This is a genomic window from Larkinella arboricola, from assembly GCF_003259745.1.
In the GTDB taxonomy this organism is placed as follows: Bacteria; Bacteroidota; Bacteroidia; order Cytophagales; family Spirosomataceae; genus Larkinella; species Larkinella arboricola.
Window position 1 is genome coordinate 84,891 of record NZ_QLMC01000003.1, and the last position, 24,729, is coordinate 109,619.

The 24,729-nt window shown below is 53.1% G+C and carries 14 protein-coding genes and 2 tRNA genes; 6 read left to right on the forward strand and 10 right to left on the reverse strand.

The features are described from left to right. Positions 1–210: 210 nt before the first annotated feature. From LX87_RS11790 to LX87_RS11805, 4 genes are all read left to right on the forward strand, one after another. Entirely contained in the window at positions 211–4,128 is a 3,918-nt protein-coding gene (locus LX87_RS11790) for a PAS domain S-box protein (protein ID WP_111628449.1), read from the forward strand. Positions 4,129–4,559: 431 nt separating this feature from the next. Beyond that, positions 4,560–5,729 carry an efflux RND transporter periplasmic adaptor subunit gene (locus tag LX87_RS11795; protein WP_229310638.1) on the forward strand — a complete coding sequence of 390 codons (1,170 nt, stop codon included), beginning with the start codon at positions 4,560–4,562 and terminating at the stop codon, positions 5,727–5,729. Positions 5,730–5,758: 29 nt separating this feature from the next. After that, positions 5,759–8,944, forward strand: a complete 3,186-nt coding sequence (locus LX87_RS11800; RefSeq protein WP_111628451.1) for an efflux RND transporter permease subunit — start codon at positions 5,759–5,761, stop codon at positions 8,942–8,944. Between the two features lie 39 nt (positions 8,945–8,983). Further along, a complete protein-coding gene (locus LX87_RS11805) occupies positions 8,984–10,378 on the forward strand; it encodes an efflux transporter outer membrane subunit (RefSeq protein WP_111628452.1) in 1,395 nt (464 codons plus the stop codon). Positions 10,379–10,394: 16 nt separating this feature from the next. Here the strand turns inward: LX87_RS11805 and LX87_RS11810 are convergent, their stop codons facing one another. From LX87_RS11810 to LX87_RS11855, 10 genes are all read right to left on the reverse strand, one after another. Next, positions 10,395–12,056: an FAD-dependent oxidoreductase gene (locus LX87_RS11810; protein WP_111628453.1), complete on the reverse strand. Its 1,662-nt coding sequence runs from the start codon at positions 12,054–12,056 to the stop codon at positions 10,395–10,397. A 70-nt stretch (positions 12,057–12,126) separates the two neighbouring features. Next, positions 12,127–12,846, reverse strand: a complete 720-nt coding sequence (locus LX87_RS11815; protein WP_111628454.1) for an SGNH/GDSL hydrolase family protein — start codon at positions 12,844–12,846, stop codon at positions 12,127–12,129. A 75-nt stretch (positions 12,847–12,921) separates the two neighbouring features. Next, positions 12,922–14,355: a RagB/SusD family nutrient uptake outer membrane protein gene (locus LX87_RS11820; RefSeq protein ID WP_111628455.1), complete on the reverse strand. Its 1,434-nt coding sequence runs from the start codon at positions 14,353–14,355 to the stop codon at positions 12,922–12,924. A 19-nt stretch (positions 14,356–14,374) separates the two neighbouring features. After that, entirely contained in the window at positions 14,375–17,833 is a 3,459-nt protein-coding gene (locus tag LX87_RS11825; RefSeq protein ID WP_111628456.1) for a SusC/RagA family TonB-linked outer membrane protein, read from the reverse strand. Between the two features lie 27 nt (positions 17,834–17,860). Further along, a complete protein-coding gene (locus LX87_RS11830; RefSeq protein WP_111628457.1) occupies positions 17,861–18,874 on the reverse strand; it encodes a FecR family protein in 1,014 nt (337 codons plus the stop codon). Next, positions 18,871–19,605 carry an RNA polymerase sigma-70 factor gene (locus tag LX87_RS11835; RefSeq protein ID WP_111628458.1) on the reverse strand — a complete coding sequence of 245 codons (735 nt, stop codon included), beginning with the start codon at positions 19,603–19,605 and terminating at the stop codon, positions 18,871–18,873. The genes LX87_RS11830 and LX87_RS11835 overlap by 4 nt, the downstream gene beginning before the upstream one ends. Positions 19,606–20,095: 490 nt before the next feature. Further along, positions 20,096–20,548, reverse strand: coding sequence for a hypothetical protein (locus LX87_RS11840; RefSeq protein ID WP_111628459.1), 453 nt, complete (start codon positions 20,546–20,548; stop codon positions 20,096–20,098). Between the two features lie 483 nt (positions 20,549–21,031). Continuing rightward, positions 21,032–21,117 (reverse strand) — tRNA-Leu (locus tag LX87_RS11845). A 46-nt stretch (positions 21,118–21,163) separates the two neighbouring features. Continuing rightward, a tRNA-Gly gene (locus LX87_RS11850) sits at positions 21,164–21,236 on the reverse strand. 117 nt (positions 21,237–21,353) lie between these two features. Then, positions 21,354–22,232, reverse strand: a complete 879-nt coding sequence (locus tag LX87_RS11855) for a UbiA family prenyltransferase (protein ID WP_111628460.1) — start codon at positions 22,230–22,232, stop codon at positions 21,354–21,356. Positions 22,233–22,328: 96 nt separating this feature from the next. Between LX87_RS11855 and LX87_RS11860 the strand changes: the two genes are divergently transcribed. Both LX87_RS11860 and LX87_RS11865 read left to right on the forward strand, forming a co-directional pair. Further along, a complete protein-coding gene (locus tag LX87_RS11860; RefSeq protein WP_111628461.1) occupies positions 22,329–23,501 on the forward strand; it encodes a type III polyketide synthase in 1,173 nt (390 codons plus the stop codon). Between the two features lie 93 nt (positions 23,502–23,594). Continuing rightward, the gene (locus LX87_RS11865) at positions 23,595–24,671 is read left to right on the forward strand and encodes a TerC/Alx family metal homeostasis membrane protein (RefSeq protein WP_111628462.1); all 1,077 of its coding nucleotides are present in this window, start codon (positions 23,595–23,597) and stop codon (positions 24,669–24,671) included. The last annotated feature ends 58 nt before the right edge of the window (positions 24,672–24,729 follow it).

The following is a 24,729-nucleotide window of genomic DNA, read 5'->3' on the forward strand; positions in this document are numbered from 1 at the left end:
CTGGTGCTTTTTTGTTGGCCTGGAAAATTTTCAACTGAACTTCGCCCGAGCCGACGGTGGTTATGTATACGGTTCTCCGCGCCTTTCTACTGCCAAACTAGTCCCCATTTATTTCCAGACCTGAAAAACTTTATTAAAGGTAAGGTTGCCAGCAATGTTGGTACTTTTTTTGGTAGCTTTTCCATACGAAACTGTTATCAGACAAAGCCAATGCCTTTACCTCCCAAGGAAGACGAGCGGTTAAGAGCCCTGCATCGCTACCAGATTCTGGACACCGTACCGGAACAGGATTTTGATCATCTTACGCAATTGGCTTCCGTTATTTGCCAAACGCCGATGTCGCTGGTTTCGCTGCTCGACCAGCAACGTCAGTGGTTTAAATCACGGGTTGGGATTGGCGTTACCGAAACCAGTCGGAATATTGCTTTCTGCAACCATACTATCCTGGAAAATAAGATTCTGGAAGTAGAAGATGCTACCCAGGATCAGCGCTTTCAGCACAACCCGCTTGTTACGGAAGATCCTCACGTGCAGTTCTATGCTGGCTACCCCCTGATTGATCCCGACGGGTATGCGCTGGGAACCCTCTGTGTGCTGGATCATACGCCCAGAAAACTGAATCCGGACCAGCGGAAGGCCCTACGGATGTTGGGAGAAATGGCGACCAAGCTGATTGTCGATCACCGGCAGAAGCAGGAGCTTCTGTATCTGGAGAAACTGTTTTCCCAGTCCGCAGATTTAATCTGTGTAATCAGTGCCGACGGTTTCTTGCAGCGCCTAAACCCCGCTTTTCCGAAGGTTTTGGGCTGGAACACCAGCAGTTTGTTACAAACCTCGTTTCTAGCGCTGGTTCATCCGGATGACCTTGAACTGACCCGCCAGGAATTGGCTCGGTTAACGCTTGGCGAACCGACGGTTAATTTTTCGCACCGCATCCAGTGTCAGGACGGTACCTACCGACACATTCAATGGGTGATAAGCCCCGAACCCGGCTCCGGCTTCCACTTTGCCATTGGCCGGGATGTGACCGAGGAAAAGAGAAACGAAGTGCGGCTTTTTCACTCCGAAAACCGTTTCCGCTCCTTTTTTGAGAACTCCCAGGGCTGCATGAGTATTCATGATCCGGCAGGAATCCTGTTGAACATCAGCAAGGCTGGTGCCCAGGCTTTAGGCTACGAACCTCAGGAGTTGATCGGCCAATCCTTGCGTACGCTGGTACCACCGGCTCAGCAGCCGGGACTGGAATCGTACCTGAAATCCATCCCCCAAACCGGAAAAGCCAGCGGACAAATTAATCTTCTCCACCGGGACGGCTCGGTACGGACCTATTTATTTAACAACACCCTCGAAACGGATCTGGACGGCTCGATGTATGTCATTAGCAACGCCATTGATATCACCGACCGTCATCAGCTGGAAGCGGACCTGAAGTGGACGAAGCAGATGCTGGACCAGACCAATGAGGTGGCCCGCATTGGTATCTGGGATGTTGACCTGCTGCGAAACACGGTTTACTGGTCGCCCGTTACCAAGGCCATCCATGAGGTTCCCGGCGACTATGTTCCCAACATGGAGAAAGCGATTGTCTTTTTTAAAGGCACTCACCGGGAACGGGTTCAGGAGTGCCTGAACCGGGCTCTTCATTATGGAGAAACCTACGATATTGAATTACAGATTGTGACGGCCAAAGGCCGACCGGTATGGGTTCGCGCCATTGGTACCCCGGAATTTGAAGATGGTATATGCCGTCGTGTGTATGGCACATTTCAGGACATTAACGAGAGAAAAATTGCCGAGCAGACCCTCCTTAACGAAAAATTAAGACTAACCGCCTTTGTGGAACACGCACCGGCTGCGGTGGCCATGTTCGACCGGGAGATGCGTTATATTGCGGTCAGCCGTCGCTGGATGGAGGATTACCGCTTACCGGGGAGCGTGCTGGGCTTGTCGCATTACGATGTTTTCCCGACCATAACCGAGGAGTGGAAAGCCATTCATACCGAGTGTATACAGGGAGCCGTTAAATCGAGAGCGGAAGAGTGGTGGAAACCTTCCGGCTGGGATCAGGAGCAATGCCTGCGCTGGGAAGTAAGGCCCTGGTATCAATATGACGGGACCATCGGGGGCATCGTGATGTTTACCCAGGATATTACGGAAGCCAGTTTGCAGAAGCAGGAGCTGGAAAAAGCCAAGCAACTGGCCGAACACGCCAGCATTGCCAAATCTGAATTTCTGGCCAACATGAGCCACGAAATCCGCACACCTTTGAACGGCGTGATCGGGTTTACGGATCTGGTACTGAAAACCTCGCTCAACGAAACGCAGCTTCAGTATTTGACACTGGTCAATCAGTCGGCCAATGCCCTGCTGAACATTATCAACGATATTCTGGACTTCTCGAAAATTGAAGCCGGTAAGCTCGAACTCGCCATTGAAAAAGTGGATCTCTATGAGACCTGCGGGCAGTCGGCTGACATTATTACCTACCAGGCCCAGCAAAAGGGGCTTGAAATGCTCCTGAACCTATCAGCCGACCTGCCCCGGTTTATTCAGGTTGATTCCGTGCGGCTTAAACAGGTGCTGGTTAACCTGTTGAGCAATGCCGTTAAATTCACCGAAGAAGGAGAAATTGAACTAAAAGTCAGTCCTTTAACCGATCCAACGCAGCGTTTGATTCTCTACCGGTTTGAAGTAAGAGACACCGGCATCGGCATTAAGCCGGAGATGCAGTCACGTATTTTTGAGGCTTTTTCTCAGGAAGATCTTTCGACCACCAAAAAATACGGCGGAACCGGCCTGGGCCTCACCATTTCCAATAAATTACTGGGTATGATGGGCAGCCGGCTGGAACTGATCAGTGCGCCCGGACAGGGCAGCCGGTTTTTCTTCGACATCTGGTTTGAATCGGAAGCCGGTGAACCGCTGCCGGGCCGGGATTTAAGCCTCATCAAAAAGGTCCTGATTGTCGATGACAATGCAAACAACCGCCTGATCCTGCGTCAGATGTTTGGCCTGAAAAGCATTCAGGTGGAGGAGGCTCATAACGGGTTTGAGGCACTTCAAAAGCTTGGCCAGCACGATGACTACGATGTCATTCTGATGGATTACCACATGCCTTACATGGATGGTCTGGAAACGGTGGAAAAAATCCGGGCTCACTTTCCGTCATCGCCCCTAAATCAATCCATTATTTTACTCCATAGTTCATCGGACGATCACCGGATTATTAAAGCCTGCGAAGCCCTGTCGATCAGCCAGCGTTTGCTGAAGCCCGTTAAAATGACCGAGCTATACCGGGCGGTATCTTCTCTGACCCACACCCTCCCGCCCAAGCATACCGTCGTAGCCGCCGAACCCATTCGACTCCAGTCGGCCTCCGTGAACGTATTGCTGGTCGAAGATAACAAGGTAAACCAGTTACTGGCCAAAACGATTATTTCCCGAATTGTACCGGATGCCAGGCTCCGAATCGCCAACAATGGCCTGGAAGCGGTGGAAGCCTATACCCAGGAGCGGCCCGACCTGATTCTGATGGACATTCAGATGCCGGTGATGAATGGCTACGAAGCGACCCAGCGAATCCGCCAACTGGAATCGGGCAGTCATACGCCGATTATTGCCCTGACGGCCACGACCGTCAAGGAGGAGATGGAACGCTGCCGGGCCGTCGGAATGGATGATGTCATCACCAAACCGATTGTTGAACAGACGCTGTTTGGCATCTTCCATAAATGGCTTAGCCCGGCGGAAGAGGTCGCACAGAACGTTGCTCCCACCACGGACTCTACGGATCATTTTGATTTCCAGATGTTAAAAATGCTAACGGAGGGCGATGCGGAGTTTATGCAGGAATTAATAGAGGCTCTTGAAACCGAGTTAACAAACTCATCGTCCGACCTTACCCAGCTAACCAGAGAATTGGATTCCAACGGCTTAAAAGCAGCCGGCCATAAGCTCAAGGGAATGGCCCGGAATGCAGGCATGAACCACCTGGGCCAACTGGCTCATACCCTGGAAACGCTGCAAACAAGCGATGTAAAAGCCGTTCAGGAACTGGTGGATCGCATCCAGACTGAAATAAAACTGGTGTTTTCTCTGGTAGCAGAAGCCAAAAAAAACGAACTATAACTACTCGACCGGACAATTCTACCGAACTGGAAGCCAATCAATTAAACACAGCCTTTTGTACAAGCTCCACGTATACGGGTTATAAAGAAATTTCGGGCACCTTCCTCCTACCAATCAGGGCCACTGCCTAACTTTCTCCTTCCTTGGTTGCCTTACCTGAAAGAAAGTGGTTGAGAGTTATCAAATACCAGCCGTTCTAACGTATGGAAAGGAGACCAGCAGGCAGAGAGAAAATCGGTTGCAACAAGGGGCAACGGTATTTGCAGATAAGGGCAGACGGGTATCCTCTGTCTGCTGGTTTTATCGTGTCCTTCGATTTCTTTCGTGGTATGCCGTTTTGGTAGCCCCGCGTTGAGTAGTGAACTACTCTCTTCTGTGTAAACCGTTTAAGCTCGAATAACGAAGGTTTCACTCCTATTGTCTCCTTTTACATGCGTTCGATAGCACAGTTCATGTCGGTCACCTTATTGGCAGCCCCGCTCTGCTTTTTCTCATGTGACGGGAATAAACAACAGGCCGCCGGGCAAGCAGCCGATGTGGCGAAGGAGTACCCGGTTCTGACCCTTACTCCCCGGACAACAACGCTGAACAGCGATTATCCGGCCACCATCGAAGGGCAGCAGGATATTGAAATCCGGCCGAAAATCGACGGGTATATCGAGCGGATTTTCGTTGATGAAGGAGCCACGGTCAAACGTGGCCAGCCACTATTCCGGATCAGCGCCCCCCAATACGAACAGGAGGTCCGAACCGCCGAAGCTACCATAAAAATTGCTCAGGCCGACGTCAATGCGGCCCAGATGCAGGTGAATAAAGTCAGGCCGCTCGTCGAAAAAAACATTGTCAGCCGGTACGAATTGCAGTCGGCGGAATTCAATTTGCAGTCCAAACGGGCCGCCCTAGCGCAGGCGAACGCAATGCTGGCCAATGCCCGAACCAATCTCGGCTATACCCTCATTACCAGTCCCGCAAACGGCATTGTCGGCAGTATTCCGTATAAAATTGGGAGTCTGGTCAACAGCAACACCCCGCAGCCCCTCACTACGGTTTCCAACATTGGAAAAATCTATGCCTACTTTTCCATTAACGAAAAACAGGTACTGGCCTTTACCAATCGGGTGAAAGGGGCCACCATTCACGACCGACTGGCGACCATGCCGCCCGTTTCGCTGATTCTGGCCAACGGAACGGAGTTTCCCCAGAAAGGCCGAATTGAAGCCGCCAGCGGGTCCTTTAATCCGGAAACCGGGTCGTCCCGGGTCCGGGCCACTTTTCCCAACCCCAATAGTCTGGTGCGCAGCGGCAGCAGCGGGACGGTCCGTATTCCAACCACCGTCGATTCGGCGATTGTCATTCCGCAAAAAGCCACCTACGAAATTCAGGGAAAGACGTTTGTGTACCGGCTCGAAAAAGATGGAACGGTAAAGAGTGTGGCCATCAACGTGATGGAAAATGACGACGGCCGCTTTTATGTGGTGCGGCAAGGACTTCGTCCCGGTGATCAGATTGTCGTGGAAGGGGTCGCTACGCTGCGCGAAGGAGCCCCGATTAAACCCCGGGCGGTTCGGGTCGATAGCGTTTACCAGCAACCGATGGGATGAAGTAAGATCCGTTAGCCAAAGCAGGAAGTATGTTTAACCGATTCATTGACCAGCCGGTACTGTCGACCGTCATCTCCATCCTGATCGTCATCCTGGGCGTGCTGGGGCTGATTTCCTTGCCTGTTTCGCAATATCCCGAAATTGCTCCTCCGACGGTGGTTGTCTCGACTTCGTACCAGGGGGCCAATGCCGATGTGGTACTCAATAGCGTGGTGGTTCCGCTGGAGGAACAGATCAACGGGGTCGAGAACATGACCTACATGACTTCTTCGGCGGGGAACGACGGAACCGCCCGGATTACGGTCAATTTTAAATTAGGCACCGACCCCGACCTCGCTTCGGTAAACGTCCAGAACCGTGTTTCCCGCGCAACTCCGCTACTGCCCCAGGAAGTAACCCGATCCGGCGTAACCACCGCCAAAAGCCAGAGCAGCAACCTGGTCATTTTTTCGCTCTACAGCGATAGCCCGGCTTACGACCAGACGTTTCTGCAAAATTACGCCGAAATCAACCTGATTCCCCTGATCCGGCGGGTAACCGGCGTGGGAGAAGCCAACGCCTTCGGACGGATGGACTATTCGATGCGGATCTGGCTGCGCCCCGACGTGATGGCCACCTACGGACTGGTTCCGGCCGACATTAGCGCGGCTCTGGCCGAACAGAATATTGAAGCCGCACCCGGCCAGTTCGGCGAGCAGGGGCAGCAATCGTTTCAGTACGTCATTAAATACACCGGTCGCCTGAAAGACACCCAGGAGTTTGGCGATGTGGTTGTTAAGGCTACGGCCAACGGGCAGATTTTACGGCTTCGCGACATTGCCCGCATTGAATTAGGTGCCATGAGTTACGCCAGCAGCAGCACCACCAACGGCAAACCGTCGGTGGGTGTCGCCATCAGCCAAACCGCCGGGTCCAACGCCAAGGAAGTGATTGAAGGCAGCCTTCGGGTTCTGGAAGAAGCGTCCCGTACATTCCCCCGGGGCATTAAATACGTCACGCTGGTCAATGCCAATGAATTTCTGGATGCGTCCATCGAGAAGGTGATTCACACGCTGATTGAAGCCTTTGTGCTGGTGTTTCTGGTCGTCTTCGTGTTTTTGCAGGATTTCAGGTCTACCCTCATTCCGGCCATTGCCGTACCCGTTGCCATTGTCGGGACGTTTTTCTTCCTCGGCCTGTTTGGGTTTACCATCAACCTGCTCACCCTGTTTGCTCTCGTACTGGCCATTGGTATCGTGGTGGATGATGCCATTGTGGTCGTGGAAGCCGTACACGCCAAGCTCGACGAGGGCTACACCTCGGCGCTGGATGCCACGAAAGACGCGATGGGTGAAATTTCCGGAGCCATTATTTCCATTACGCTGGTCATGGCTGCCGTGTTTGTTCCGGTCAGTTTTATTGCCGGCTCGGCGGGGGTATTTTTTAAACAATTCGGGTTAACGCTGGCCATTTCCATTATTCTTTCGGCCATCAATGCCCTGACGCTCAGCCCGGCCCTGTGTGCTCTTTTCCTAAAACCTCACCAGGGCGAAGGGCATCAGAAAAAGGGCGTCCTGCAACGTTTTTACGGCTGGTTTAACCGAACGTTTGACAAAACAAAGGCGAAATACCATCAGTCAGTGGCCTTTCTGATTGGCCGAAAATGGATGGCGTGGGCAATGATTGCGGCATTTGCCGGTCTGTTTGTCTTTTTAATGCAAACCACCCCCTCCGCCTTTGTTCCCAACGAAGACATCGGCTCCATCATGGCCGACATTTCCCTGCCTCCTTCGGCCTCTACCGAACGAACGGAAGTAATTGCCAATCAGGTGGAAGCCATCGCCCGCACCATTCCGGAAATTGCCAACATTCTCCGAATCACGGGCCGGGGCATGATTAGCGGGACGGGTAGCAATTACGGGATGGTGGTCATGCGGCTCAAACCCTGGGACGAACGGGGCGGCAAGGGGCAGGATGTCCAGTCACTGATTGGCCAGCTATTTGCCAAAACCAGCGGTATTCGCGACGCCCGGATTATCTTTTTCGCTCCGCCGACCATCCAGGGCTTCGGAACCTCCGGCGGGTTTGAATTCCAGTTGCAGGACCGCAGCGGCCGCGATATTGCCACCTTCTCGAAAATTGGCAACGATTTTATTGCGGCCCTGAACGAGCGCCCCGAAATTCAGTTTGCCTCCACCTCTTTTAACGTCAACTTTCCGCAGTACCAGATTGATGTGAACGTTGCCAAAGCCAAAGTGGCCGGAATCACCGTCAACGACATTCTGGGCACGATGCAGGGCTATTACGGCGGGGTTTATGCGTCCAATTTCAACCAGTTTGGCAAGCAGTTTCGGGTTATGTACCAGTCGGAAGCGGCTTTCCGGGCCAATCCCGAAGGACTGAGTTCCATTTACGTCCGAAACGCCAACGGAACGATGGCCCCCATCACCGAATTCATCACCCTGAAAAGAGTGTATGGTCCGCAGGCCATTTCGCGGTTTAACCTGTACACGTCAATGGGCATTACCGGCTCCCCCAATGCCGGTTACAGTTCCGGGGATGCCATTCGGGCCATCGAAGAAGTGGCGACTCAAATCCTGCCGGCCGGTTACGGCTACGAGTTTTCGGGCATCACGCGGGAAGAGATTTCGGCGGGCGGGCAAACCGTTTACATTTTCCTGCTCGTGGTGCTGTTTGTGTACCTGCTGCTGAGTGCGCAGTACGGAAGTTACGTGTTACCTTTCGCCGTGCTGCTGTCGGTGCCGGTCGGGCTGGCCGGGGCGCTGATTTTCGCCAACATCTTCGGCATTACCAACAACATCTACCTCCAGATCACGCTGATTATGCTGATCGGCCTGCTGGCTAAAAATGCGATTCTGATTGTAGAATTTGCCGTGGAGCGTCGGCGACACGGTATGTCGGTAGTTGAGTCCGCGCTCGAAGGCGCCGAAGCCCGGTTGCGGCCCATTCTGATGACATCGTTTGCCTTCATTCTGGGACTGGTTCCGCTGATGATAGCGACCGGGGCCGGAGCCGTGGGCAACCGTTCCATTGGTACCGGGGCCGTGGGCGGTATGCTGATTGGTACGGTTCTGGGCGTATTCGTCATCCCGGTTTTGTTCGTCGTTTTCCAGACGTTGCAGGAGCGGATCAGCGGAGGGCCGCCCAAGCCGCTGACGCAGCCAAACAGCACCGACCTCCGGCCGACCGAGGTGCCGCAGACCAGCCATCAATAATTACCGAATTGTTCGGATACGGTGTGTAATAAAGCAACTATGGACCCAAAAAAAGGAAAATTCGGACTCTTTGTTTTCCTGTTGGGGCTAGCCGTAGCCTCCTGTAAAGTCACGCAGCCTTACCAGTCCGCACCCGTCCGAACGGATGGCCTGTACCGGGATGTGTCCGCAACCGACACCAACTCGCTGGCGACTCTGCGCTGGCATGAGCTTTTCACCGACACCCTTTTGCAGCAGCTCATTCGAGAAGGCATCGCCCGGAATCTGGACCTGAAAATCGCTTATACCCGAATTCAGCAGGCCGAAGCGTATTACCGGCAAAGTCTGGCCGTTTTTTATCCCGCGCTGAATGGCAACGTGGGAATCACCGAATCAAAACTTTCCGAAGCGCAGGGCTTTGGCATACGAAACAACGCGACGCAGTACCAGCTGGGATTAACAACCGCCTGGGAAGCCGACATCTGGGGCCGGTTACGCGCCAACCGCCGGGCCAGTCTGGCCAGCCTGTTGCAGTCGGAAGCCGGTGCCCGGGCCATACAAACCGGCCTGATCGCCAGCATTGCCAATTATTACTATCGACTGCTGGCGCTGGATGAGCAAGTGGCCATTACCCAGCAGACGGTTTTCAACTGGGACACCACCGTCACCACCATGCGGGCGCTGAAAGAATCGGCCGTGGTTACCGAAGCCGCAGTTGTTCAGAGCGAATCCCAGCGTTACGTAGCCGAAGTGACCATCCCGGATTTGAGACAAAGCATTCGGGAGACGGAAAACGCCCTGAGCATTCTGCTGGGTGCTCCGCCCGCCGGCATTCCACGGGGCAGACTGGATGACCAGCGGATCGATTCTACGTTACAAACCGGCGTACCCGCCCAACTCTTGGCCAACCGCCCGGATGTGCAGCAGGCCGAACAGAATTACCGGTATTATTTCGAACTCACCAATGTGGCCCGGGCCTATTTTTATCCGGCCTTAAGCATTTCCGGAACGGCGGGGTTTACGTCGCTTTCGTTTGTAAATCTGTTTAACCCCATTTCCACGGCCGCCAGCATTGGGGCCGGTCTGGCGCAACCGATTTTCAACCAGCGGCTCAACCGAACCCGTCTGGCCGTTGCCCAGGCCCAGCAGCAGGAGGCCGCCCTCAACTTTCAGAACACACTGCTGACGGCCGGGCAGGAAGTCTCGGATGCTTTGTCGCTGCACGAAAGGGCGCTCGAAAAAATGCGCATCCGATCCAATCAGATGATCGCCCTCCGAAAGTCGGTGGACTATTCACAGGAGTTACTCCGCAACGGTTTTGCCAACTATACCGAAGTCATTACGGCCCGCCAGAGTCTGCTCCAGGCCGAATTAGGCAGTGTTAACGACCGGCTACAGCGGCTGCAATCGGTCGTTAACCTCTACCGTTCGCTGGGTGGCGGATGGCGCCCGTAGCCCATCCCCGCCCCGATCACAACGTGAGCCGCTGTTTGTCTTTGAGCAATACCTCTTTTAGTTTCTGATACGGAAGCTGTTGCGGAGAAATCTTATTGTTAATCGACAACACCGCAGCGGTAGCCGCCGACTGCCCCAGAATCATAAACACGGGTTCCATCCGGATGGAACCGTAGGCAATGTGCGAACTCGACACACAAACCGGCACCAGCAGGTTACGGCATTCCTCCTCTTTCGGCAAAATCGACCCGTAGGCAATGGAGTACGGTTTATCGGGATGAACGCCAATATCGCCTTCATTCTGCACAAACCCATCCGCTTTGACATACCGCTGCGAGTTGTGCGCATCCAGCGCATACGACCCCATTCCCACCGGATTCGGAACCTCGGTCTTACCGAGTGCATCGGCTTCCTTCATCACAAAAACCCCTTTCATCCGCCGGGCTTCCCGGATATAGAGCTGGTGGGGCCAGTTGCCGTTGTCGGTAAACTCATCTTTGGCCAACCCCCATTGTTTGACCTGTTCCTGCACATCTTTCGGCATCCGGGGGTCGTTGGCCATGAAATACAAGAGGCCCTGCTGGTAACGTTCGTGGTCTTTGATAATCTCCTTCCGGCGTTCGTACGAAGCTTCGGGGTAGTCATAATTCTTACCAATGTAATCCGAACTGAACGGGCCGTGGTTGTTGGTATCGGTTTTGCGATTGGGAATAGGGTCAAACTTCTGGAAAGTTTCGCGCCAACCCGAGTCGAACACCCGGGCCAACAGTTCGTAGCGGGCTGGGTCGTAGCCCTCTGGTTTGGGAAACGGCACGCGGTTGTCGGGGTGGTTACTCATGCACAACCGGAAGCAGTAGGCCTGAATTTTGTGGTCGCCGGAGCCTTTCGCCCCGGGTTGATCCGCCGATACCTCGGGCAGAAGACCGCTGCTGGGATCGCCAGGCACTTTGTAGGGGCTTACATTGGCTTTGAAATAGTGACCGTGCTGAAACACTTCCGTTTGTACCCCATTCCAGGTTTCGTTATAGACCTGATTGGCTTCCCGGCCCACGTGGTAGCTGACCCCGGCGGCTGCCATCAAGTCGCCCTCGTAGGTGGCGTCAATGAACATGGCACCTTGGTAAACAGTACCGCTCAGGGTGCGGAACGATTGAATTTTACCGTCTTTCTTGGTGATGCCTTTGGGCGAACGGTCGAGCCATTCGTCGCGGTGAATCGTCAGTTTGTATTCTTTGACAAAATCCTCGAACACCTGCTCGGCGGCATGGGGTTCGAAAATCCACATGGTGCGGTTGGTGCCGTCAAGCGCCGGTGTCCCCTGACCTTTGTTGCCGTATTCTTCGCGCTTCTGCCATTTCCAGGATTCGGGCTTCTGGTAATGCTGGTAGAGCCGCTGGTAAAACTCCCGGGAAAGCCCGCCAATCACTTCTTTGTTGCCGGTATCGGTAAAACCGAGTCCGCCGGAAGACAGGCCGCCCAGGTGTTTGTCGGGCGAGACAACGATAACGGTTTTTCCCATCTTTTTAACCTGCACAGCGGCAATGACGGCGGCCGAAGTGCCACCGTAGATGATGACATCGGCTTTGCGAACCGCCAACGGTTTATGCTGGGGGAGGGTGAAACTGGTGAACGTGGCCAGCAGGCCAGCAAATAAGGTAATGGCAGATCTTCTTTTCATGTTGGAAACAGGAGTCAATGTATAAAAGCAACTGACCTCCGAAAATTACCGGGGCCAGCGGAAACCAGAATCAAACGTTCGTCAATTGTTGCAGGTAAGCCGGGTAATTTTTCCCATTTCCGTCGCCAATCGTGATGCTGTCGCCAAAGCAGACGATCCGTTTTTTCAGGAGTCCGTTCTGACTTAGAAAGGTATAAATAGCAACGGCCATCGTGCGGTAGCCTTCGGCGGTCGGATGAATACCGTCGGTTTTCTGGCTGTTCGCTTCGTTTTTGATTAAACTGCTGACGTCCAGACCAACGTTGCCAATTTTCTCGAAAATGTGGTGCATATCGAGCAGAGGCAGTTTGTGGTCATCCGCCACCTTTCGGATTGTGTCATTCAGCCGGGCTTTTCGGGAGGCATGGCCCTGCGGCTGGTAAAACGCCGGGTCGTGCCGGGTCATCAGATACGGTTCATAAACCGGCAAAATGGTCATCAGCATCACCTGGCTCCGGGCGACCAGCAAGTCCGACACAATCTGCCGAAGGTTCTTTTCGTACTCGGGCAGCGGCACGTACTTTTTGCTGTTCATATCGTTGGTACCCACCATCAGAATGGTCAGCTCCGGCTGGTGGGCCAGACAATCCTTCTGCATCCGGACCAGCAAATCAACCGTGTTGTTCCCACCAATACCGGCATTAATAACCGTAACCGACTCCTGCCCTGGAAACGGCAAACCAACGGAATACAACTGTCCGGCCAGCGGGGCAGCAACCAGGGCCTGTTGCAAAAACGTTCGACGTTGCATACAAAGAAAAGGGGGTACAGCCCGATCCAAACCGTGGTTCCGACCGGGCTGTCGATAAAGACCTGTTTTCAAAAATTAATAGCCGGGATTCTGCGTCAACAGCGGGTTAACATCCCGCTCGGTTTGCGGAATCGGGAACAGATAATGGTGTTCTCCCACGGCAATACCCGGATTCTGCGCTTTCAGGGCAGCAACCAGCCGTTTGGTGCGGGCCAGATCATACCAGCGATGCCCTTCAAAAGCCAGTTCCAGACGCCGTTCCAGCAGCAGGCTATCGCGGAACTGGGCCTGACTCAGGTTGGGGGTCAGATTGGGCAGCCCTGCCCGGTTCCGGATTCGGTTAACAACCGCGTAGGCGTCGGCATTGTTGGCCGACTGCTCATTCAGTGCTTCGGCATACATCAACAACACGTCGGGATACCGGATAATGGGGTAATTATTGCCGCCGTCGCCGTTTCCGGTCGCCGTGGGGTCCAGGTATTTGTTGACGTAACAGGGGAACAGGACGCTGGCCGGAGCCGCAGGCGTTCCGGTTGCCGAATACAGCCGCAGGGTAACGTCCCGGCGTTTGTCGTCAGCCCGGTAGGTATGGTACAGGTTTTCGGTCGGGGGATCATCACCGAAGCCAGCCACCCCGTTGACGCGGTCAAAAGTGGGCCGCATATAGCCCTGCATCCAGCTTCCTTCACCAAAACCGCCACTGAGGGCCTGCACTTCGAAGACGGCTTCCTTACCGTTCTTGTTGGCAATCGCAAAAGCATCGGCAAAGTTGGCCCACAGGTCATACACGCCCAGGTCGATTACTTCCTTTGCTTTGGCGGAGGCTTTGGGCCATTCCTGGCGGGTCAGGTACACTTTAGCCAGAAAGGCTTTAGCAGCGCCCTTGGTGGCCCGGCCCCGGTCGGCGGTGGAATAGGTCGTGGGCAGCACGGTTTCGGCGTCGGTAAAATCCTGAATGATTTGAGCGTACACTTCATCAACCGACGCCCGCGCCACGTTCAGGTTGCTGAGCGAGGTGGTTTCCGTCGTAATCAAAGGTACACCCCCAAACAGCCGTACAAGCGTGAAATAATAGAAGCCGCGCATGAATTTGGCTTCGGCCAGATACCGGTTTTTCAGGTCGTTATCCATGTCGATAGCCGGTACGCGGGCCAGTACGGTATTGGCCCGGTTAATGGCCGTATAAACGGTTGACCAGAGCGACTGAAAGGTGACGGTTGCGGGCGTAAAGGTGTATTTATCGAGGTCGTTTTTAGGCTGGTTGGCCGTCGATCGCCCGTTGCCCCATTCGGCATCGTCGGTGGCCTGATCCTGAATGATCCACATCACCTGACCGTAGAGGTTCGCGTTGTTCAGGGGGTCATATATCGAACTGACGGCGGCTTTGGCATCGTCGGCATTTTTGTAAAAATTGGCCGGCGAAAAGTTGGACTCGGGACGCTGGTCCAGCACTTCACAAGCCGATAAAAGCCCCAGTAGCAGGAAAAATAAAGGAATATTTTTTTTCATCGAAATACGCAGTAAAGATTTAGAAACCAACGTTTAAGCCAAAAAGTAGCGTCTTGGCAGCCGGGTAGCTGGCGTAGTCGAAGCCCTGACTGCGGCTATCCTGCCCAAAACGGTTTACCTCGGGATCAAAACCGGAGTAGCTGGTCCAGGTCAGGAAATTCTGGGCCGTTACATACAGCCGCACCGACTGGATTTTCAGGCTTTGCAATACCGGATTGGGCAGGTTGTACGCCAGTTGCAGATTCTTCAGGCGGAGGTACGATCCATCTTCAATCTGCCGGGTTGAAATCCGGTTGGCCGGACGCACCGTCGAAGCCCGTGGAATATCGGTATTGGTGTTGGTCGGCGTCCAGCGGTTGAGCATGTCGCGGTCCTGATTGGTGGTGCCGTTCAGGTATTCGAGCTCAAACCGGTTGGCATTCAGGATGTCATTTCCGTAAACGCCCTGAAAAAAGGCCGTCAGTTCAAAACCTTTGTAAGCGAACGTGTTGCTGATACCGCCAATAAACTTGGGCTGCGCCCGTCCGATAATGGCCCGGTCATTATCGTCGATTTTCTTATCACCGTTCAGATCCAGATACCGGCGGTCGCCGGGTTTGCGGGCCTGAGGGTCGCTCAGAGCTGCCAGTTCGTCGGTTGTCTGGTAGAGGCCGTTGGTGACATAGCCGTAGAACGACCCCAGTGGTTCGCCCACGCGGATAATGCCCGAATTGATGTTCTGTCCAATGTTGGCCACACTCCCGGCAAAAATCTGGGAGACGCCCCCAATGTCGAGCACTTTGTTGCGGTTGAGCGCAAAGTTGATGTCGGTATTCCAGCGAAACGCGCCGTCGATGTTGCGCGATGACACGCTCAGCTCAATGCCTTTATTCTGTACTTTCCCCAGGTTTTTAATGGCGCTCGAATACCCCGATGTGCTCGGGATGGTCACGTTCAGCAGCAGGTCGCGGGTGCGTTTGAGGTAAGCATCGGCGGTCAGCGTAATGCGGTCATTCAGGAAGCCCACGTCAACGCCAATGTCAGCCTGCGTGGTTGTTTCCCAGGATAAATCCGGATTGGCAATCTGGTTTGGTCCCAGACCGGTTGAAACCGTACCCCCGAAAACGTAATTCTGCGTACCGAGCAGCGAGTACGCCGGGTAGTTGCCGATGCCGTCCTGGTTTCCGGTCATGCCATACGTCGCCCGCACTTTCAGATCACTCAATACCCGGACATCTTTCATAAACGATTCTTCCGAAATCCGCCAGGCGAGGGCCGCCGAAGGAAAATAACCGTACCGCTTATTGGACCCGAAGCGCGAAGACCCATCGGCGCGGAACGAAGCCGTCAGCAGGTATCTCTCTTTATAACCGTAGTTGACCCGCGCCAGATACGATTGCAGCCCCCAGGTACCGACACCGGATTCGGGCGTTAGCGGCACCGAACCCGACGCCAGGTTGCTCGACCCCAGGTTGTCGTTGACGAAGTTCCGGGCCTGAGCGCGGCTGGTTTCGATTCGGCTCGCCTGCTGCGTAAAGCCTAGCAGGGCCGTTAGGTTATGGTCCGACCCGAAGCTGCGAGTGTAGGTCAGCAGGTTTTCATTCAGCCAGGTAAGGGCCTGTGAATTGTAGATGCCGGCACTTCCGCCCTGCGCCAGTCCACTGGAGACGGAGCGGGGCAGGTACGAATCCTGCTTTTGCAGCACGCCGTCCATACCGAGCGAAATGCGCAGATCCAACCCCGGAATGATCTGGTACTCCCCGAAAACATTTCCGAAAACCCGGTAGGCCGTATTGCGGTTTTTGCTGTCCCGGGCCAGCGCAACCGGGTTATCCGCCGTAAACGTGAGGGCAGGATCGGTCATCAGGTAGGCCCCGCTGGCGGCACGAACGGGCAGAATGGGCGGAAATTGCAGAGCCGCCATCGTTACCAGGCCCGCACTGCCCAGATCACCGTCGGTACGCGACTGGTTCGTCACGGTTCGGTTGACAGTCAGGCTGTTGCCGATTTTTATTTTATTGGTCAGCTTCCGATCCAGGTTCACCCGCAGCGAATACCGGTCAAAATCGGAGTTAACGACAATACCGTTCTGCTTGAAATACCCCCCGCTGATGGCATACTGGGTCTTTTCGTCGCCCCCGCTGATGGATAGCTGGTAATTCTGGATCGGGGCCTGCCGAAAGATTTCGTCCTGCCAGTCGGTTCCTTCGCCAAAGGCGTCAATCTGGGCCGGGGTATACACCGCCGGTCGCCCCTCGTTGGTGTTGGCGTCGTTGACAAACTGGGCATACTCGCGCGCGTTCAATACCGGGTACTTCCGGCGGACGTTCTGAACACCGTAGTAGGTTTCCAGGCTAATGGTCGATTTGCCCGCTTTCCCGCGTTTGGTCGTAATGATCACAACACCGTTGGCCCCCCGCGATCCGTAAATTGCCGTGGAAGAAGCATCTTTCAGGACGGAGATGGACTCAATATCGCTCGGATTCAGCGTACTCAGCACATTGAAGCTCGAACCGCTCCCTGCGCCGTCATTTTTAAACGGAATCCCGTCAATTACGTAAAGCGGTTCATTATCGCCCTGAATGGAATTGCCGCCCCGGATGCGGATGCTTGTGCTGCCGCCGGGTGCGCCGGAGTTCTGCGTAATCTGCACCCCGGCAGCCCGGCCCTGAAGGGCCTGATCGAGTGACGTAACGGCCACTTTACGGATTTCTTCCACCGGCACACTCGCTACCGCGCCGGTCAGGTCACTCTTTTTCACCTGACCATACCCCACCACCACCACTTCGTTCAGGGATTTGGTATCGGGCGCCAACTGAACATTGATGATGGAACGGGCTCTAACAATCTGCTCCTGACTCACGTAGCCCACAAAACTAAAAACCAGCGTTGTTTCGTCGTTGGGAACGTTGATCCGGTAACTCCCCTGGGCATCGGTCGTGGTGCCCCGCGTAGTGCCTTGAATAACGACACTAACGCCCGGCAGCCCTTCGCCCGTTTCGCTGGTTACGGTGCCGGTAATGGTTTTATCGACGGCCTGCTGCGCAAACGTGTTCAGACTTTGCAGGGGCGTCAGGGAAGACAGTTCCAGACGGTCGGCTGCGGGTACGCTGGCCGATGAAGACTCGTCAAAACCGATTTTGGAACCACTCTTTGCCGGAAAAATAACGTAGGCATCCCGACCGACTTTCTTATACCGCAAGCCAACGGGCTGCAAAAGCCGGAGCAGACTGCGTTCGAGGGAGCCTTTCGTATTCAACTGATCGGCGGGAATACTGATGCCTTCCAGCAATTTCTCCTCAAAAAGAAGATCAATGCGGTGCTGCTTTTTGAGCTCCATCAGTGCTTCCCGAAGGCTCAATATCCGGGGTTGCTGTTTCTCCACCGTTCGCTGCGAGAAAGGATGATGGGCCAGCAATTGCGCCGAGGATGGGCCAGGTATCGACAGCCCCCAGGCGATTCCGGCCACCAGAACTGGTAACTGTAAGGGTTTTATCATAGGGAATGAGACAAAGGTATAAGCGGATTATTGGGAAGAAATGAGTTCGTAGGTATCCGGGGCGTCCTCCCCGTACCGGACCTTCATGTTGAGCATATCGCACAGAATGGGCAGAATTTCGTCGGCGGTCCGGGCTCTGAAGGTACCGCCCAGTGTGCGCTGCGCCAGGATACTGTCCCGAATGACAAACCGTACGCCAAACCGCTCGGTAAGCTGGTTGGCCACTTCCAACATGGCGGTATTTTTAAAAATAAACCGGTGGTCTTTCCAGGCACCGTGCTGACTGACCGGCTGGCGGTGGTGGAGCGTCAACCGGCCCTGTTGCGAGAGATTGACAATATCCCCCGGCCTGATCACCAGCGGGGGATCCGTCTGGTCTTTCAGGCGAATCTGCACCTTTCCTTTGTTGAGAACGACCTTACTGCCCCGGTTGCGGCTGTAGACAATAAATTCGGTGCCCAACACCTGAACCTCCAGGTTATCGGGCGTATACACCACAAACCGCCGATGGTCTTTTGTGTGCTTTACCGAAAATTCGGCTTCCCCGCTCAGCCAGGCCCGCCGATCGGTCTGGTACAGGTCAAAACGCGGTATTTTCAGGGTGGTGTTTGCATTCAGGACCACTCGGCTTTCGTCCGGAAGGGTAAACGTGCGGACCTCACCGTAGGAGGTTTTATAGTGCCGATACAACAACTCCTCCTTAAAAAACAAAGCCGTTCCGCTGCTTATCAGAAGGAGTACGGAAGCCGCCAGACTCCAGAAAAACCACCGGTTCTTCACCGGTTTCCAGGCAGACACTTCATCCGAGAAAGGAGTTTGAGGATTTTCAGGTCCTTGACGCTGCTGTAACGATTTACGGTAAGCGGTTTCCTGATCGGGAAAAAACTGCGGATTGTCCCGTTCCCATTCCTCCAGCCATTGAAAGTAGAGTTCCTGATTTTCCGGCACTTCCAGCCATTCCTGAACCAGACTTTTCTGCAATGGCGAAGCTTTTCCTTCAAAGACATTGATGATAGTCTGCCTCGATAATGTTGGTTTCATACGTTGAGAAAGATCGCTGACGGTATGAGTTGAAAAAGTAGTGTTAGTTTTTGCTCAATTGCCCACAAACTGACGCACGCCAGCACGGACAATAACCCGTGTTCCTGCAAAACCCGCCGTAAAATTGTTAGAACTTTCGTGATATGCCCTTCCACGGTTTTGATGGAGAGTTGTAATTCCTGGGCAATCATGCCGTTCTTTTTCCCTTCAAACCGGCTCATCATAAAGACCTTCTGGCTCTGGGGCGGTAAGGAGCGGACGATTTCCTCAATTTTTAACGCTAATTCGTTGTATTGCAGCAGTTGCTGCGGGGTATTGACGGTATCCGGTTCCAGGCGATCGTCGGTGATGGCTTCGTGGCCCAGTTCGGAGCGCAAATGGGCAAAGGCGGCATGCCGAACGGAGGTAAACAGGTAGGCCCGGTACGAAGTCGTTACAGATCGGTACAACTGCTTTTGCCAGAACTGGGCAAAAATATCAACAACCAGATCCTCAGCCACTTCCCTGGAATACACAAACCGAACTGCGTGGCTGCACAGGGGATGATAATACCGTTTGAATAAGAGTTGATAGCCCGTTTCAGGATTTTCTTCAAAAGCCTTTCGGATGAATAATTCAGCATCTACAGGAACGGGTTTATTCTCTTCCACCTCCTGCCTCACCGGATGAGCGGGTAAGCCTTTATTGTTGAAAAGCTGGAAGGCATCTTCCGAGTTAACCGAACGATTCATAGGGGCTTAAAAACAGTCTTTTCATTAAAGAGTATTTTTTGCGGGAATACCCTTGCCCTAACCAATAAATTTTTACCATTCAATCTGGAAATAGTACCGAAGACAAGAGACAGGTAGGCCGGTAAATGAAGGAAATCTGACTACGTTGTGTTTAAATTTAGCCGCACAAGTGGCGACGTACCTCCACACTTTGCCTAGTTGTATTCACGAAGCAAAAAGATAAACCACTGTAAATAAACACTATAAACAAAATCATTAAAACTGGCACAATTTCAGCCACTAAGGAAGTAAACTTTACTTTCAGGTGTTCGCTACAGTATAGTAGCCTAACGATAAATCCAGTATTTTCAACTCAACGTTATGACAGTCCGAATTCCAACCAAAGAGTTGGAATTCGGACTTTTTTATTCGCACTTCCGGCGTAGTACCTAAGGCTATAAAACGCTTTTCAGTTGCCGAAACGGTCTGCAAACCGTACGGCAACGGCCCTTTAGTCGTCGACCTCGTCCTCGGTACCCATGCGAGGTGTCACCCGCTCCGATACCAGTTCGAAGCCAGATAGGCCCCCGCCGAATTCGTAGGGCTGAATCGTAAAATCATACTGCTGATTTTCAAAGTCAAGCCCGATTTTTTGCAGTACTCCTTTCAATTGGATGGAATAGCTCCGGCCAGTTTTAGCCAGTTCAAACGCTTCGGGGTCGCCTTCCTGCGTTGGGAACAGATACAGCGCCTTAACGCCCTTCCGGCGGTTTACCGTACCAACTTTATAGTACGGTTTGGACGGATCAATCTGGAGTCCTTCCATCAGTTTTTGAGGAAATGCCAGGCGCCCGGTTTTGGTAACGGTAGTCGTAAACGCAGGTGGTTTAGGGGTTGCTTTAGGAGTTTTCTCCTGGTTTTCCTGAGGGGAAAAGAAACGGATTTTGTCAGCTTTTACTTTCATGGGGCTAGTTAAAATAACTTACTATTTGGCGGAGATAATTTATTATTCGGCAAAGTAAGCAAGCCATCTATAAAGTCAAGAAGAAAAGCTTATCTTTTTCTACGAAGAGAATCAGTCAGTTGCGATTTGTCGGCTGATGATCGACGCGCGCTACAGCCTATTCAGAACCAGACCCGAATCCGCCCGTTGTTTATCTATGCCTAAAACTGGCTTCTAAGCCCGTACTACAACTAGCAGACCGCATGATTCGGAGAATACATCCGGTGGAAATGAAATCCGGAACGACCGGATTTGATAACGGGTCTTTACGTGAAGAAACGGAGCGATCCAATGATTCAGTTACGAAGAAATCATTGCGCAGGATAAAACGGTTCCGTAGAATCTACCCGATCCAGCCGAATACGCAAAAAGCATTTGTTTCACCCTTTAAAACGAAAAAAGTCATAAGCCACTGAAAAACAGCAACCTATGACTCTTCACAAGTACCGGGAACGGGAATCGAACCCGTACGGACATTACTGCCCACAGGATTTTAAGTCCTGCGCGTCTACCTATTCCGCCATCCCGGCGCGGGAATACCGCATTTACAAAAAAAGCACCCCGAAGGTGCTTTTGAGCGAAAGACGGGGTTCGAACCCGCGACCTCGACCTTGGCAAGGTCGCGCTCTACCAGCTGAGCTACTTTCGCGTTTCACGCCGTTACCGGCCGTTTTGTGGATGCAAATATAAGGGGTCTACCTTTTTTGGCAAGCACTTTTCTGAAAAAATTTTCAATTTATTGCCAACCACAGCAGTTCTATTCTGATTATGAACCGGTTAAAATCAGTAAAAAAAGAAAGAAAAAATTCAGCCCTGTGCCCGACAGCAGCGTCATCGTCATCGCCGACCGAAAATCTGCCTGCCTCACATCCCGATTTACCCGCCAATACCAGAGCAGAAAATAAACAACACCCGGCAACAGACAAACCGGCAACAGCCAGAACAGGGCCGCTCCTCTGAAATACTGGTAAAACCCCACCAACGATACCGCAAACCAGAACACGGCGTTCAGAAACGTGCCCCGAACCCCCAGCAACCGGCTCATGGTCAGATCACCCCGGCGGCTGTCTTCTTCGTGCTGATAAATCTGGGTAATGGGATAAACCGCCAGCAGATTCATCGTACACAGCAGAGCCGCCAGCAACGGCTGAGGTTTCATCAATTCCGCAATCGGCAACCGGTCAATAGCCTGAAGCGTCATCAGGTACGTAAACCCGCCCTGAAACAAACTGACAATCAGCCAGCTCATAACCGGATACTTTTTCAGCCGAATCGCCGGGTGACTGTATGCTTTCGAAATAAAACCGTAAATGAGCAGATACGCGACAAACGGCCAGCCCACCCAGATCCCGAGCAGTAACGCCAGCAAGTCGAGCGCCCAGGCGACGTAAAAAAGCGTTTTATCGACCGGTGGGGGCGTTTCCAGAATACCAATGCTGCCTTCGTCTTTATCAAAATAACTATTGTAGGCATTACTGGCCGGATACAGCAGCAAATGAATGACCACCCAGACCACCGCCACCCGAATCCAGTCGAGCGTTCCCAGCCGAAGCGCGTCCGATTGCGATAGCGCAAACAGAAAAACCGGCAGGAGAAAAAATGAAAACGGCACCCGCAAATGGAGCCAGACAGTCCGGAAGGTCATACAAATTATTGAAAGTCTAACATTAATGAGAAGCGCTGGTTATAGCAAGGAATATGGGAAGAACCGGACTGAGCCGGCAACAAGGACCTGGACTACATGGATAGCTACATCACCGCCATTGGCACCGCCGTACCCCGCTACGGCTTTTCGCAGTCACAAATTGCTTCGTTTATGGCGGAAGCCCTCCAGTTTGACGAGCGCAACCGGCGCAAGTTACAAACCCTGTACCGTCTGACCCGGATTGACCGACGACACTCGGTGCTGCCCGACTACGGTACTTCGCCGGGTGAATATACATTTTTCCCCAATACATCGGATCTGGAACCTTTTCCAACGGTCGGTCGGCGGATGGAAATTTACCGAAAGGAAGCGCTGCCCCTGGCACTGGCCGCCATTGAGAATCTGCATCAGAACGGAAAAACCGTTCAGCCGACGCACTTGATTACGGTCAGCTGCACGGGGATGTACGCGCCGGGGCTGGACATTGACCTGATCGAAGCCTTGAACCTGCCCACGACGCTGCACCGCACCGCCATCAATTTTATGGGTTGTTACGGCGCATTCAACGCACTCAAAACCGCCGATGCCTTCGTCCGGGCCGATCCGTCGGCCTGCGTGCTGGTGGTTTGTCTGGAACTGTGTACCCTCCATTTTCAGAAAAAAACCGATGAAGATCAGCTTCTGTCGAACGCCCTCTTTGCCGACGGTGCGGCCGCTGTACTGGTTGAAGCGCAACCCAATCTTAACCAGCCTGCCCCTTCCTTCCGAATGCGCACGTTTTTCTGTGATCTCTGGCCGGACGGAAAAGAGGACATGGGCTGGATTATCAACGACCACGGTTTTGAAATGACGCTCACCTCGGCGGTGCCGACGGTGATTCAGCACGGTATTGGAAAAGCCCTGTCCCGGCTGCTGGAACACGGCGGACTCGCCATTGAAGACATTACCCACTATGCCATGCATCCCGGCGGCCGAAAAATTCTGGAGGTCATTGAGCAGCAACTAGGCATCGATTCTCACGAAAACCGCTTTGCTTACGAGGTCTTGCGGCAGTACGGCAATATGTCGTCGGCCACGGTTTTGTTTGTCCTGAAAGCAATTCAGAAGCAGTTGCGATCAACACCCGAAACGGGCAATATTTTAAGCTGTGCCTTTGGCCCCGGCCTAACGCTGGAATCGATGATTCTGGAAATAATCCCCGCTACCCACCCCGTACAAACGACCGAAGTAACCGACCAGATAGCCGCTAATCCTGCATTCATTCCGTAAGTCCCTAAAATTGTAAATTCAGGAATCAACGGAAATCACGGCCTGTTACTTGAATAGCGTTATATTGCACTTTTATTCCGTTTTTTCACGAATATCATGAGTTACGAAACCATATTTTTCGCCTGTTTTACGCTCTTTGTTCTGCTGGTGATGGCCTTCGATCTGGGGGCATTCTCCAAGCAGAAAAGCCACATTGTGAGCTTTAAAGAAGCCGGAACCTGGAGCGCCATCTGGGTAGCCCTGTCCATCGCTTTTTACTTTTTTATCAAAAACTACGGCTACCTCGTTCATGGTATTACCGACATGGCGCGGCTGGAAGAAATCCGCAACCGCTACGCCGATCACCTCACGCTGATTCCGGGCAATTTTGAGCAAAGTCTGGCCATTTTCCAGAACAACATGGCGCTGGAATACATCACCGGTTATCTGGTCGAATACTCCCTTTCTGCCGACAATATCTTTGTGTTTATCATGATCTTCGCGTCGTTTGGCGTGCGGGAGAAATTCTACAAAAAGATTCTGGTCTGGGGGATTCTCGGCGCCATCATTCTGCGGTTTATCTTTATTTTCGTGGGGGCGGCCCTGCTACAGCGCTTTGAATGGATCATCTATATTTTCGGCGCGTTTCTGGTCTATACCGGTGTTAAACTGTTCTTCGAAAAAGATGAAGATCAGCAGATGGAACCCAAGAACCACCCCGCCGTGAAACTGTCGGCCAAGTACCTGAACGTGTACCGCCGAAACGTGATCGACCACTTTTTCGTCCGCCGGAAAACCGACCGCAAGCTGTTTGTAACGCCCCTGTTCATTGTCGTCATTGTCGTTGCCTTTACCGACCTAGTGTTTGCCGTCGACTCGATTCCGGCCATTTTCTCGATTACGAAAGACCCGTATATCGTCTTTTTCTCGAACGTCTTTGCCATCATGGGGCTGCGGTCGATGTTCTTCTTCCTGTCGAGCATTATGAGCAAGTTCCGGTTCCTCAAAACCGGTCTGGCGGTTCTGCTGACGTTCATCGGTTTGAAAATGATCTTCCACAGCTGGCTGGAATCCGTTGGGTTTGAAACGGTTTACTCGCTGTATGTTATCCTGACCATTCTGGGCGTTAGTATTGTAGCCTCCTGGGTGATTCCGGAAAAGAAAAAAGAGCCGGAGGAAATTCAGGTATAAGCCAACCCCGGGCCGGGTGACCGATCCGGCCCAGGGTTCAACTAAAGTAGTCAAACGT

Coding starts and splice junctions, on each gene's coding strand:
- LX87_RS11790 (WP_111628449.1), top strand. CDS start 211: ATGCCTTTACCTCCCAAGGAAGACGAGCGGTTAAGAGCCCTGCATCGC.
- LX87_RS11795 (WP_229310638.1), top strand. CDS start 4,560: ATGCGTTCGATAGCACAGTTCATGTCGGTCACCTTATTGGCAGCCCCG.
- LX87_RS11800 (WP_111628451.1), top strand. CDS start 5,759: ATGTTTAACCGATTCATTGACCAGCCGGTACTGTCGACCGTCATCTCC.
- LX87_RS11805 (WP_111628452.1), top strand. CDS start 8,984: ATGGACCCAAAAAAAGGAAAATTCGGACTCTTTGTTTTCCTGTTGGGG.
- LX87_RS11810 (WP_111628453.1), bottom strand. CDS start 12,056: ATGAAAAGAAGATCTGCCATTACCTTATTTGCTGGCCTGCTGGCCACG.
- LX87_RS11815 (WP_111628454.1), bottom strand. CDS start 12,846: ATGCAACGTCGAACGTTTTTGCAACAGGCCCTGGTTGCTGCCCCGCTG.
- LX87_RS11820 (WP_111628455.1), bottom strand. CDS start 14,355: ATGAAAAAAAATATTCCTTTATTTTTCCTGCTACTGGGGCTTTTATCG.
- LX87_RS11825 (WP_111628456.1), bottom strand. CDS start 17,833: ATGATAAAACCCTTACAGTTACCAGTTCTGGTGGCCGGAATCGCCTGG.
- LX87_RS11830 (WP_111628457.1), bottom strand. CDS start 18,874: ATGAAACCAACATTATCGAGGCAGACTATCATCAATGTCTTTGAAGGA.
- LX87_RS11835 (WP_111628458.1), bottom strand. CDS start 19,605: ATGAATCGTTCGGTTAACTCGGAAGATGCCTTCCAGCTTTTCAACAAT.
- LX87_RS11840 (WP_111628459.1), bottom strand. CDS start 20,548: ATGAAAGTAAAAGCTGACAAAATCCGTTTCTTTTCCCCTCAGGAAAAC.
- LX87_RS11855 (WP_111628460.1), bottom strand. CDS start 22,232: ATGACCTTCCGGACTGTCTGGCTCCATTTGCGGGTGCCGTTTTCATTT.
- LX87_RS11860 (WP_111628461.1), top strand. CDS start 22,329: ATGGATAGCTACATCACCGCCATTGGCACCGCCGTACCCCGCTACGGC.